The sequence below is a fragment of the Pseudomonas sp. A34-9 genome, assembly GCF_029543085.1.
GTDB lineage: Bacteria > Pseudomonadota > Gammaproteobacteria > Pseudomonadales > Pseudomonadaceae > Aquipseudomonas.
This window is the reverse complement of record NZ_CP119967.1, coordinates 5,694,086-5,707,062: the sequence shown is the minus strand read 5'-3', so window position 1 is coordinate 5,707,062 and position 12,977 is coordinate 5,694,086. Positions and strand designations below refer to the sequence as shown.

The 12,977-nt window shown below is 60.8% G+C and carries 9 protein-coding genes; 5 read left to right on the top strand and 4 right to left on the bottom strand.

Features of this window, described 5'->3' with window-relative positions:
* Positions 1-88 precede the first annotated feature (88 nt).
* The 4 genes from P3G59_RS25515 to P3G59_RS25500 form a co-directional block, all read right to left on the bottom strand.
* A complete protein-coding gene (locus P3G59_RS25515) occupies positions 89-3,586 on the bottom strand; it encodes a calcium-binding protein (RefSeq protein ID WP_277759441.1) in 3,498 nt (1,165 codons plus the stop codon).
* 91 nt (positions 3,587-3,677) lie between these two features.
* Positions 3,678-5,240: a hypothetical protein gene (locus tag P3G59_RS25510; RefSeq protein WP_277759440.1), complete on the bottom strand. Its 1,563-nt coding sequence runs from the start codon at positions 5,238-5,240 to the stop codon at positions 3,678-3,680.
* A gap of 558 nt (positions 5,241-5,798) precedes the next feature.
* The gene (locus tag P3G59_RS25505) at positions 5,799-7,115 is read right to left on the bottom strand and encodes a bifunctional DedA family/phosphatase PAP2 family protein (RefSeq protein WP_277759438.1); all 1,317 of its coding nucleotides are present in this window, start codon (positions 7,113-7,115) and stop codon (positions 5,799-5,801) included.
* Positions 7,116-7,181: 66 nt separating this feature from the next.
* On the bottom strand, positions 7,182-7,877 hold the full coding sequence (locus P3G59_RS25500; RefSeq protein WP_277759437.1) for a DNA-3-methyladenine glycosylase: 696 nt from the start codon (positions 7,875-7,877) through the stop codon (positions 7,182-7,184).
* A 178-nt stretch (positions 7,878-8,055) separates the two neighbouring features.
* Between P3G59_RS25500 and P3G59_RS25495 the strand changes: the two genes are divergently transcribed.
* The 5 genes from P3G59_RS25495 to mrdA all read left to right on the top strand — a co-directional run bounded on the left by P3G59_RS25495 (position 8,056) and on the right by mrdA (position 12,965).
* A complete protein-coding gene (locus P3G59_RS25495) occupies positions 8,056-9,327 on the top strand; it encodes a glutamate-5-semialdehyde dehydrogenase (protein ID WP_277759436.1) in 1,272 nt (423 codons plus the stop codon).
* Positions 9,296-10,018 carry a nicotinate-nucleotide adenylyltransferase gene (gene nadD / locus P3G59_RS25490; RefSeq protein ID WP_277759435.1) on the top strand — a complete coding sequence of 241 codons (723 nt, stop codon included), beginning with the start codon at positions 9,296-9,298 and terminating at the stop codon, positions 10,016-10,018. Before P3G59_RS25495 ends, nadD begins: the two co-directional genes overlap by 32 nt.
* 72 nt (positions 10,019-10,090) lie before the next feature.
* Positions 10,091-10,582 carry a ribosome silencing factor gene (gene rsfS, locus P3G59_RS25485; protein ID WP_277759434.1) on the top strand — a complete coding sequence of 164 codons (492 nt, stop codon included), beginning with the start codon at positions 10,091-10,093 and terminating at the stop codon, positions 10,580-10,582.
* Between the two features lie 9 nt (positions 10,583-10,591).
* Positions 10,592-11,059, top strand: coding sequence for a 23S rRNA (pseudouridine(1915)-N(3))-methyltransferase RlmH (gene rlmH, locus P3G59_RS25480; RefSeq protein WP_003185785.1), 468 nt, complete (start codon positions 10,592-10,594; stop codon positions 11,057-11,059).
* A gap of 10 nt (positions 11,060-11,069) precedes the next feature.
* The gene (mrdA, locus tag P3G59_RS25475; protein ID WP_277759433.1) at positions 11,070-12,965 is read left to right on the top strand and encodes a penicillin-binding protein 2; all 1,896 of its coding nucleotides are present in this window, start codon (positions 11,070-11,072) and stop codon (positions 12,963-12,965) included.
* The last annotated feature ends 12 nt before the right edge of the window (positions 12,966-12,977 follow it).

The following is a 12,977-nucleotide window of genomic DNA, read 5'->3' as shown; positions in this document are numbered from 1 at the left end:
TTCTTCCATGGTTGGTTTGTCAGCCTGTCCGTTGGCTGAATGGAGCAAGCACCGGAGTGACGATAACCGTGACTCCGGGCGGTTGTTATCAAGCGGTCTTGCTTGTCGTTATGACCAGGTTTTCCGGGGCGATTCGTAATGTCTGGTTTGATTCGACTCCCCAATAATTGCCAATCGTGTGGTAGATAACAGTGCCGTCAATCGAGGGGAACGCGCCGATGTGGGTGACCGCGACCCGGGCAGCCAGCTCGCCGCGTTCGCGGTGGTTGCGCAGATCCGCCAGCAGCTCATCCACACTGGCGTAGCCCTGCGCATTGATGACGTACAGTTGCAGCACCTCGAACAACAGCGAGACTTCATAAATGTTGCCTGCCGAGGTCGCCACGCTGACCGACTCCACCGGTGCGTCATCCGGCACGTCCGGCAATTCGATCACGGCGCTGCCAATGCGCAACCGGTTGGCGTCCAGCCGTATCTCGTCGCGGGTCACCGTTTCGGCCATGCGGCGGGTGAACAGCGTCCAGGTGGAGGCATCGGCGCTTTTCGCCAGGGCGTCGGGGGTGGACAGCCGGATGATCGAGTTGCTGGCCAGGTAGACGCCATAAGCGCAACTTTGACCTTCCAGGGCATAAATGCCGGTGTGAGGTTTGGCGGCAATATCGACATTGCTGTTTTTTGCCGGCAGTCGCTGGGTTTCTGTCACTTGCGGCTGGATAAACAGATACTTGCCGTGGCGTCGCTTCAGGCAACTGCGGGTGCTGCGGGTTCTGTGACCGGGATTTTTGGCATCGTCCTCATAGTCCATGTCGGGAATTTGCAGGCGCCAGGACACCTCGTCCTGCAAGACCAGGGCAACGTCATGGGCCAGCAGGGGTGTCGTGACTTTGAGGCTGTTCCTGCCGCTGTAGCCAGTGGCCGCCGCGATGGTCTGGATGACACCTTTCACCCTCACGGTTTTGCCAGCCAGCGCGATCGAGAGATTGAGGTCTTTGTAGGTCAGGTGGGTATTGCCCGATACGCCTTTGCGCGTTTGAACTTCGTAGTCCAGCCCGACACTGATAATTTCCGTGTGCTTGAAATCCAGGTAAATGACGTTCGACGTTTCTGCTGCGTTGCGTTGTGCCACGAATTCGACGTCGCCTGCTGCGCGTGAAACAAAATGCCGTCTGGTTCCCTGTGCGGTGAGCGAAAACGTGCCGTTGTTGACGATGACGGCAGCGGCAGCCGGTCGGCCTTTGACGCTCACTGCGACCTCGATGTCCTGACTCGGCGAATCATCCAGCAGTGCGGGCAGCGAAGGCAGCAACTCATAGCCGTCGCCGGTCTTGAACAGCAGTTGATCGTTCTTGCGGTGGCGCTTGCCATCGATCCACTGGTAGACATTTTCAAGGGTCAGTTCATGCAGCGGGGATCTTCCGTCCCGGTCACGCAGTGAGCTGACCACCAGCGAGGTGCCGACGATTTCCCAGCGCTGGATGACGTCCATCGTCCAGCCGAATTCGATCAGGCTCAACTGTGCGCCGTCCTCGACAATCGTCGTTTGCGCGTTGGTGTCGGCGATGTAATAGCGGTCCTTGCCGCTACCGCCCTGCACATGACAGTCCGGCCCGCGTACCGCGATGGTGTCATCCCCGGCACCCGCGTTGATGCGGTCGTAGCCGTTGGCCGAAATCTGATTGGCCTGATCGTTGCCGGTAACCCGGTTCGTGCCTTTGCGCAGTGTCGAGACGTTCTCGACCGCTGTGAGTTGCGCGACCTCGACGCCGTCGCCCTCAGGATCAAGACCGCGCAATTTGACCTTGTTGCTGACAAGGTTGACGTCGTAACCGACATGGCGGGTATCGCTGAGCGGACGCTGGCCTTCAAACGCCAGGGTGTCGACGCCCGCACCGCCATCGATAAAGCTCAATTGCGCGGGGCGGGTCGCCCGGTTCAGTTCCTGCTCGGGGACCTGGTAATAAAACTCATCGTTTTTGTCGCCGCCGGTCAGTGTTTTGGTGCCGTCGCGGTAGGTGAACAAATTGGGTCTGGCCTGGACGCCAACGACGCGGTCATCGCCGTCACCGAGGTTCCAGAGCAAACCCTTGGCCTCGCCCGGCGTGCCCGTGACTTTGCCTTTGAGGTTGGCCGGCAGGCCGTCACGGGCATTAATGACGTCGTCGGTGCCGACAATCACAGGCTCACTGTCGAGCTTGAAGGGTTTCTCCCCGGCGCTTTCATTCCAGCGATGGCGCCAGACCTGCACGTCTTTCAAGACCACCTTGAAGCTACCGTTGACCACGTGTTCGATCGAATCTTTGTAGGCGCCTTCCAGCACGGCCCTGGCTGAGGATCTCAGTTGATGGTCGTAGTCACTGAAGGTCTTGGAAATCTTGAAGCGATCCATGACTTCCTTGTCCAGCTCCTGGCCGGTGCAGGCGAACCAGCCCGAGCGTAAGCGTTCGTGAGCGCTCAGTTCGATGTAGTCATCGATGTCGTCCACGGCCCGGGCGGCGTGGTAAATCATCGAGCCGAAAATAAGCACCGCAGCGGCGGCGAGGCCGAGAGGCCCTGCGACGCTGCCGAACCCCGCCAGCGCCGCCACGCCCAGCACCAGGCTGACACCGGCGCCGGCTACGCTCACGGCACCGTTGACGTAGTGATCCTGGGCTACCTTGTCTTTTGCATCCGCCGCCGCATTGAAGGATTTGACGGCATCGACGATGTCGAAAGGCATTGTGATTGCACTGGCAAACAGTCCGGCACCGCGACTCAGGAATTTGCCTGCCGAGGTGCTCGAGAAATGCCCGAAGGCGGTCGAGCCGTTCCTGAGCATCGCTTCGCCGCCCTTGCGCAAGCCCTGTTCGATGATCAGTGAACCGAATTCGGCGGCGATCGATCCGCCCTGGTAGATCGCTTCCCCGGCGTCGCCGTTCTTGACCGCATCGAGCATTCCCCGGTAGCCGCTGTAAATACCGAAGGCTTGCAGGCCGACGCCGGTGCCGCTCATCAAGTAGCTTTTGGTCTTGCTGACCCAACCGGGCGTGTTCTGGAATGAGTCGACCCGGTGAATATCCAGTTTCTGTGCGGCGGTGCCCAACTTGTTGAGGCGATCCATGGCACTGCCCGGGTCGAGCCCTTCGGCGCCGATGAACAGTGGCGCGGCGTTGTACGAGCGTTTGCAGGCAATTTCATAGAACAGCGTGGCGACGACGCCGCTGTCCGGGATGTCGACGGATTTGAGCCGGGTCTTGACCGTGGCCGAGTCAAAATTAAGCCCGTCCAGAAACCCTTGATCAGGCGTTTGCATACCGGCGTTTGCCGGGCTGATCGGATGGCCGTTTACCGTGGCACCCAACGACTTGAGTTCTGCCCGGTTGACCATGACTTCGCCAATACGCGATGGCCCGAAATGTTTGTCGAGGGCTTTGAGTGTACGTCGGTAGGGGGCATCGCCGTCCTCGGGCGCGGGTGCAACTGAGGGTGGCGCGGGAGAGGCGACTTTCCCCGCCGGCGGTGCATGCGCATTGGGCGACGTGTCGATTTCCGTTACTTGGATGTTGCTGCCTTGCAGGGTGTCAGTGGAGGCTTCGATAGGTATTGCCACGTTTTTAATCCTTTGATAGTGAGCGGGTTAAGCCCCGGTTTCCGTACCGGTTGTGTTGCAGGGGCAGTTTAGTCTGGTCTGCGCTGTTGGCTCAGGGCCAGACGATGTCGTCGCCAAACTCGTTGCCGTTGCCGGACAGTTTGAGAACGGGTTTGCCCGCCGCTTCGGCGTCATCGATGAGTTGATCGTATTCGTGTTTATTCCTGTGCCCGGCATGGGTACTCGCTTCGATGGGTTCGGCGCGACTGCCGGCCAGCTCAAGGAGGTCGTCCACTTTCACCCCTTTGGTCAGCGCTGAATTCAACAGCCAGAGGCGATCTGCCTCGAGGCCGCTGCGGGTGACTGAAATCAGTCCTTCGAAATCATCCGAGGGGAACCAGGTGGGCGGTGTGTCGCGGGCGGTCGAATTGAACAGCATGTTTTCTTCGTGGCGGACGACTTCCAGCTGGCGGGTATCCAGGGCATACAGGAACATTTCTTTTTGCCGCTCGCGAACGCGCTCGTAGTCGCGGTCGTGATCCCAAGGAATCGGACTGTCGGCGTCCGACCAGTCGGAAGCACTGCTGCTGTCCGAGTCGTCGGCATCGCTGCGCGGCGGCGACGCGTCGGCGTCCCGGCCGGGATAACGATTGGTCTGGCTGTTGAAACGCAGGTACTCGGGGTCGGGTTCGCGGGCGTACAGCTGGCCCTCCTTCAGGCTGAAGGTCGCACTCATCGGCTTGTGCGTGGTGGCCCCGGGTTGGTGGCTGTAGCGCGGCAGCATGGTGCCGTCGTTGGCAAGTTCAAACGGCGTGCGCTCATCGCCGCGAAACAGGGCCGGGACGTCAGTGCGGTACAGACAGTTGTACTTGTTGCGCAGGTAACCCATTTTTCTCAACAACGCTTCGCGCAGTTCGAGGGTCATGCTGGACTCGGGGTCGTACCAGGCATGCCGGGCATTACGCTTGAGGTTCAGCTCCTCGACGGTATCCCGGGCAAGCTGATCGAGGCGCTCGGGGTTGGCGATGTCGTCGACCCGCCGTTTGTGTGCCAGCGCCCATTGCGGCATCGCTGTGGCGGTTTTCATCGCTTGCTGCAGGCGGGCCAGTTGGCTCGGCAGCAGGTTGAACGATTGCAGAAACGTCTGACGGTCGTGCAGATTCGAGGCTGGATACAACTGGCGGATGGCGCCTTGCAGCAGGTCAGTCTGCGGGTTGTTCGTCACGCTCCACTGCGGGGATGAGGCATGACCGCCGTGGTCAATATCCGGCGGCTGATCGGCAGGTCTTGGACGTTTAGCGGCCGGGGGGAGATCAGCCAGATCGTCCGTTGGCGCCAGCGGTCGTGGTGACGAGGCGCGATCCACGCTGACGGCCGGTGGCTCGCTGATCTCTGCGGTCAGGCGCCATGTCGGGCGGTCTTCGTTCTTGTAAATCAACGGGCCGGTGGGTTCTCCCTCGGTTAGCAGTTTGCCTCGATAGGCGCCGGATCGATCAACGCCGACATGCAGGGTCTGCAGCACTCCCTCAAATTCAACATCGACAAAGCGCCGTCCGACGATCCAGCGAAATCCGTCGGCGTCCGCCGGTTTCATTCCGCGCACGAGTTTTTCCGGTTGCCAGTAATGGTGCACAGAGCCGTCGTTCTCGGGGCGGACAGCGTCTTGCCGGGACATCGGAGTCACTTGTATTGCGGGCGGCGGGGCGAGCTCGGTGTGCAGGCCGGTATCAAAGGGCGGGGTCGGATGCACGCGTTCAGGAACGCCTGTGGGCCAGATCCGATGAGGCAGGGTGGTATCGAAGTGGGTATCGGTGCGCCGCGTTGACGATGCCGTCGGGTCTGTTGTGGAAGTGGGTGGTTTGCGAGGTAACTTGGGACTCATGGAATACTCATTCTGGTGATCTACGAAAAATCTTGGTTGTCGAAAAAGATGCTTGGCATTAACAAAAGGTGTGCGAAGTATTGCTGTTGCGCGCGGTTTATTAATCGGCGGCTGAAAGTATGTGAATTGAATCTAATCGATTTTTAACGGTGTGAAAGGCGCAATTGTTCCGGTCACAAGTAAAATATGTAACCTGAATTAAGTTATTCAAAAGATTGAGGCGTTTTGGAAGTTTTAACTAAGAAAGTTAACTTCGCGTCGGTAAGTTGGAGTAGGGCAATAGCGCCACTCTCGTCGGAAGATTCCTTAAAGAGTGGCGCGGTGGCAACACAACGAGTCGTTCGCTGTTGGTTAGTAGGCGTAGCGCAACAGCGTATGAGGCAAATGACGCAGGACGAAGAAGGAGAACAACGCCACCATGGCCGGCAGGATCAGCCACCAGACTTTAAAGGGCATGGCATTGAGCGGCGCCTGCCGCTGGTTGAGCCACAGGCTCGCCGCACACACGCACGCGGCCAGCATGGCGCCGGCCAGAATGTCCGTCGGCCAGTGAGCGCCCAGGTAGACCCGCGAGAGGGCAATCGCCATGGCCGGAATACAGCCGATCAGCAGCCACGTCAGGCGCATGCGTGGCGGTTGCCCGCGTCCGGCGAGGACGGCCAGGGTCAGAAACAGCGCAAACGAGCCGGAAGCATGGCCGCTGGGCATGCTGTAACTGGTGATCGGATCGGTCAGCACTTCCGGGCGGACCCGGGCGAAAAACAGTTTGGTCGCGGTGTTGGCCAGTGCGGTGACGAGCAGGGTGCCGCCAGCGAAAACCGCCTGACGCCATTGCCGGCACAGCAGCAACAGGCCGGTCAGCAAGATGCTGAACAGCAGCATGTTGCGAAACTCACCGATCAGGGTCAGCGTGACCGCGATCTCATCCAGTACCGGCTGGCGATGCTCCTGCACCAGCGTCATCACGCCTTGATCAAGGGCGTTCAGGTACGGATAGCCGATGAACAGACCGATCAGAATCAGCAGGCTCATGCTGCTGATCCAGATCGTCGCGCGGCGGTGGCGGCGCAGGCTGCTGTTCACACTGAGGCCGACCATCACCGCGATGCTGGCGGCGACGATCCCCGCTTCAAGCCAGAAACCTTCCGGCAATGGCAGGCGAAAAGCCGCGCCGGTGGCCCAGCCGGGCAACAGATAGGCCAGACTCCAACCGGCGGCGGCCAGCAGGCTGACAGCGGCGAAACGCGGGAACGGCATGTCGCACATGCCGGCGACCATGGGCAGCATCGGCCGCAACGGCCCGATAAAGCGACCGACCAGCAGGCTGGCGATGCCATAGCGCTGGAAGTAGGACTCGGCGCCCGCCATCCATTCCGGATGATGGCGCAGCCCCGGCAGGCGCCGAATGTTCTGGTGGAAATGGCGGCCGAGGAAATACGAAACGGCATCGCCGAGAATCCCGCCGAGAAAACCCAGCAACAACGTTTCGCTCAGCGACAGTGCGCCGCTGCCGGCGAGAACGGCGACGGCAAACAGCAGCACGGTGCCCGGCACGATCAAACCGGCAATCGCCAGGCATTCCACAAAGGCAACAATGAATACCGCAGCAGCCAGCCACTGTGGATTGGCCGCCAGCCAGCCGGTCACGCTATCGAGCCATGGGCCCATACAGAAAAACTCCAAACCATTGATGATCCCTGTGCAGCCTTCGGCAGCTCCTGCACAGGTTTGTGTTTACAGCAGAAAATAATCCCGGCCTTCGACCTGACCGCGGCGTAGCGGGTTCCGCGTGCACCATTGCGCATAAGCGGCATCGACAAAACGGTACATGAGGTGTTCGTCACGGCCATGGGGTATGCCCAGGCGCGTGGTTTGAATGATGTGCGCGGGCGCCGGCCCGGTGTCTTCGACCAGCAGCACTTCATGATCGAAACGCTTGGCGTCCCATACCGGCACCTTCAAGTCCAGTGCCTTGCACAATAATGTCTGCCCCGCGCAGAGCTTCTGCGACGGACGCGGGCGACCTTGGGCATCCGGGTTGTTCAGCAGCATCTGCGCCAGACTCGCCGGGCCGCTGATTTCATCGACCCACGGATAGGCGGATTTGATCAGTACTGCATTGCCCGGCCCTTGGGCGCTGAAGTTCAACGAATCACCGCCTCGGGCGTAATACATATAGATGTGACCGCCATCCAGAAACAATGCCTTACGTTTTTCTGTGTAGCCGAGGGAGGCGTGGCTGCCTTTTTCTGCGCAGTAATAAGCCTCGGTTTCGATGATCCGGGCGCTCAGCCAAAGGTCGCCGACGCGGTGGCGAATGACTTTGCCGAGCAGATCCTGCGCCACTACTTGGGCGTCACGGTCGAAAAAAGCGTCCGGAAGTCCCAGTGGCAGGCGCTCGGCGCTGTTGCGAACGGTCAGGTTGGACATGGCAGGCAATGTTTATCCAGGCTCAATGAGGACGTGATGATAACAATCCGCGGCTTAATTACGGCTGAACATCGGCAATTTGCCGTCCATTTCGACCATCCGCCCGTCACCGCTGTTAGTCCCGGGACGCGACAGCTATAATCTGCCGCTTTCCTCTTTGCCAAGACCCCAGCAGACCATGACTGAGTCCGTTCTTGACTACATGACCCGATTGGGTCGCGCCGCCCGCGAAGCTTCCCGGGTCATCGGCCGTGCCAGCACCGCGCAGAAAAACCGCGCCTTGCAGGCTGCTGCCAATGCCCTGGATGCCGCCCGCGCCGAGCTTGCTGCAGCCAATGAACAGGATCTGGCCGCCGGCCGCGCCAATGGTCTGGAGCCGGCACTGCTGGAACGGCTGGAGCTGACCCCGGCGCGCATCGACGGCATGATCGTAGGTTTGCGTCAGGTCGCCGCGCTGCCGGATCCGGTCGGCGCGATCCGCGACATGAGCTTCCGTCCGTCGGGCATTCAGGTCGGCAAGATGCGCGTGCCGCTGGGCGTGATCGGGATAATCTACGAATCCCGTCCGAACGTGACCATCGATGCTGCCAGCCTGTGCCTGAAGTCGGGCAACGCGACCATCCTGCGTGGCGGCTCCGAGGCGATTCACTCCAACCGGGCGATTGCCGCATGCATTCAGCGCGGTCTGGCCGAAGCCGAACTGCCCGCCGCCGTGGTGCAAGTGGTCGAAACCACTGACCGTGCCGCCGTCGGCGCGATGATCACCATGCCTGAGTACGTCGACGTGATCGTGCCGCGCGGTGGCCGTGGCCTGATCGAGCGCATCAGCCGTGATGCCCGCGTGCCGGTGATCAAGCATCTGGACGGTATCTGCCACGTTTACGTCAGTGCCGATGCCGATTTGCCGAAAGCCCAACGCATTGCTTTCAACGCCAAGACTTATCGCTACGGTATCTGTGGTGCGATGGAAACCTTGTTGGTCGATCAAACGGTTGCGAAGGATTTCCTGCCGTCGATGGCCGCACAGTTCCTTGAAAAAGGCGTCGAACTGCGCGGCTGCGAGCGTACGCGGGCGATCATCGACGCCGTTGCCGCCAGCGAAGACGACTGGAGCACCGAGTACCTGGCGCCGATCCTGTCGATTCGTGTGGTCGACGGTCTCGACCAGGCCATCGAACACATCAACCATTACGGCTCCCATCACACCGATTCGATCGTCAGCGAAAACCTCGCCGACACCCGCCGGTTTGTGGCGGAAGTCGACTCGGCATCGGTGATGATCAACACCCCGACCTGCTTTGCCGATGGATTTGAATACGGATTGGGTGCCGAGATCGGCATTTCTACTGATAAGCTGCACGCCCGCGGCCCGGTGGGCCTCGAAGGACTGACCTGCGAGAAGTACATCGTGGTCGGTGATGGCCAGTTGCGCGGCCAGGCGACGGTCTGACTTGACCGACCTCGACCTGACAGCGCCGCAAGCCGGCAGCGAGTCGCGCCCCCGACGCATCGGCGTTCTGGGCGGTACGTTCGACCCGGTGCACATCGGCCATTTGCGCGGTGGGCTGGAAGTCGCCGAAGCGCTGGCGCTCGATGAGTTACGCCTGACGCCCAGTGCGCGGCCGCCGCATCGCGATACGCCGCAGGTGTCGGCGCAGGATCGGCTGGCGATGGTCGAGTGCGCGGTGGCCGGAGTGCCGCCGCTGGTGGTGGACGCCCGCGAATTGCAGCGGGACAAACCGTCTTACACCATTGATACCCTGGAGTTGATGCGGGCTGAAATGCCCGCCGAGACCCAGGTTTTTCTGCTTTTGGGCTGGGACGCATTTTGCGGCCTGCCCACTTGGCACCGCTGGGAAGAGTTGCTCCAGCATTGCCACATCCTGGTGCTACAGCGCCCGGACGCCGACAGCGAACCGCCGGATGCCTTGCGCAACCTGCTGGCAGCGCGTTCGGTGAGCGACCCGCTGGCCCTGAAAGGGCCGAGCGGACAGATTGCATTCGTCTGGCAGACACCGCTCGCGGTTTCCGCCACCCAGATCCGTCAACTGCTGGCCAGCGGTAAGTCGGTACGTTTCCTGGTGCCCGACGCGGTCCTGGCCTACATCGATGCGCACGGTCTGTACCGTGCGTCGAACTGAGCAAGGCGTGCTTCACTGATACGAATTCACGTATCGCCAAGCCGCCGAATATATGAGCAAAACGAGTTTTATATGACTGACATCGAAAAGAAAGTTAAGCGCAAAGGTACATTCAAGAGCGCTCCGCTGCCTGAGCCGATCAACACCAATGAGCCACTGACTGGCGATCAGCTGGTCAAGATTGCCGAAGCGGCCCTGGAAGACGTCAAGGCGCAAGATATCCAGATCATTGATGTCCGCGACAAGCAGAGCATCACTGACTACATGATCATCGCTACCGGTACGTCCAACCGCCAGATCAACGCGATGCTCGACAAGGTTCGCGAAGAAGTCAAAAAGCAGGGCGCCAAGCCGCTGGGCGAAGAAGGCAAGGGCGACAGCGACTGGGTGCTGTTGGACCTGGACCTGGTGATCGTGCACATGATGACCGCCTCGGCACGCCAGTTCTATGACCTGGAGCGCCTGTGGGCCGGTGCCGAGCAGAGCCGTGCGGCGGACGCCAAGCACCACAGCCCGGAAAACACCCACGAGCATTTCACCAAGCTCAACAAAGACCAGCTGTAAGGGATTGCTGTGCGACTGCGCCTGATCGCCGTCGGTTCACGCATGCCCAAGTGGGTGGAAGAAGGCTGGCATGAATATGCCAAGCGTCTTCCGTCCGAGCTGGCACTGGAACTGGTGGAAATACCGCTCAATACCCGTGGCAAGAATGCCGACGTGGCCCGATTCATCCGTCAGGAAGGCGAAGCCATGCTGGCCAAGGTCGGGCCGAACGAGCGGATCGTCACGCTGGAAGTCCACGGCAAACCCTGGAGCACCGAGCAACTGGCGGTCGAACTCGATCGCTGGCGGCTGGATTCGCGCACGGTCAATTTCATGGTCGGTGGCCCGGAAGGGCTGGCGCCGGAAGTCTGTGCCCGGGCCGATCAGCGTTGGTCGTTGTCGCCGCTGACGTTGCCGCACCCGTTGGTGCGGATTCTGATCGGCGAACAGTTGTATCGTGCCTGGACCGTGCTGTCCGGTCACCCTTACCACAAGTAATCCAGCCCTCATGTCTCAGCCGATCCGCATCAAGGACCACGAAAAGGACGCACGCCTGGTGCGTAGCCGCGTCGTGTTCGGGGCCATTGCGATCATGCTGCTGATCGGGGTGCTGATTGCGCGGCTGTATTACTTGCAGGTGATCCAGTACGAGTACCACTCGACGCTCTCGGAAAACAACCGCGTCCACGTGCAGCCGATTCCGCCGACCCGAGGGTTGATTTTCGATCGCAATGGCGTGGTGGTGGCGGACAACCGTCCGAGTTTCAGCCTGAGCATGACCCGCGAGCGCTCCGGCGACTGGCAGCAAGTGCTCGACGTGATCGTCGAAGTGCTGGAACTGACGCCCGAGGACCGGGTGATCTTCGAGAAGCGCATGCGTCAGGGGCGCCGGCCGTTCGAGCCGGTGCCGATCCTGTTCGAGCTGAGCGAAGAGCAGATCGCCCGGATCGCGGTGAACCAGTTCCGCCTGCCGGGCGTGGAAGTGGTCGCGCAGCTGGTGCGTCACTATCCGCAGGGCGCGCATTTTGCGCACTCGGTCGGTTACATGGGGCGGATCAACGAGAAAGAGCTGAAGAGTCTCGATCCGGTCAACTACAGCGGCACCCATCACATCGGCAAAACCGGCATCGAACGTTTCTACGAGCCGGAATTGCACGGGCAGGTCGGTTACGAAGAAGTCGAGACCAACGCCCGTGGCCGCGTGCTGCGTGTGCTCAAGCGCACCGATCCGATTCCCGGCAAGGACATCGTCCTGAGCCTGGACATCAAGTTGCAGGAAGCGGCCGAGGCAGCGTTGGGCGGGCGTCGTGGTGCAGTCGTTGCGCTCGATCCAAAGACCGGCGAGGTGCTGGCGATGGTCAGTCAGCCGAGCTTCGACCCGAATCTGTTCGTCACCGGCATCAGCTTCAAGGCCTACGCCGAGTTGCGTGATTCCATCGACCGGCCATTGTTCAACCGCGTGCTGCGCGGTCTGTATCCGCCGGGTTCGACAATCAAGCCTGCGGTGGCGATTGCCGGTCTCGATTCCGGTGTGGTGACGGCGTCCAGTCGAGTGTTCGACCCGGGCTACTACATGTTGCCCAACTACGATCACAAATACCGTAACTGGAACCGTACCGGTGACGGTTTCGTCGACCTCGACACGGCGATCATGCGCTCCAACGACACCTACTTCTATGACCTGGCGCACAAGCTCGGCATCGATCGGTTGTCGTCCTATATGAACAAGTTCGGCATCGGCCAGAAGGTTTCGCTGGACATGTTCGAAGAATCCCCCGGCCTGATGCCGTCCCGCGAATGGAAGCGGGCGACGCGCAAGCAGGCGTGGTTCCCCGGCGAAACCCTGATCCTCGGGATCGGCCAGGGCTACATGCAATCGACTCCGCTGCAATTGGCCCAGGCCACAGCGCTGGTCGCCAACAAAGGCGTGTGGAACCGTCCGCACCTGGCCAAATCCCTCGAAGGGGTGAAACCGGTCGACGAAAACCCGATGCCGGACATTATCCTGCGTGATCCGTCGGACTGGACCAAGGTCAATCACGGCATGCAGCAAGTGATGCACGGCGCTCGCGGTACCGCGCGCAAAGCCGCGATCGGCGCGCAATATCGTATCGCCGGCAAATCGGGTACGGCTCAGGTCGTCGCGATCAAGCAGGGCGAGAAGTACGACCGCTCCAAGGTTCAGGAGCGCCACCGCGACCACGCCTTGTTCGTCGGTTTCGCTCCGGCCGATGACCCGCGCATCGTCGTGTCGGTGATGGTCGAGAACGGTGAGTCCGGTTCCGGCGTCGCTGCACCCGTCGTGCGTCAGGTCATGGACGCCTGGCTGCTCGATCAGGACGGACGCTTGAAGGCCGAATACGCCAGCCCAATCAGTGCGGAGGCTACGGCCCGTGATGAATAACTTTGATCGCAT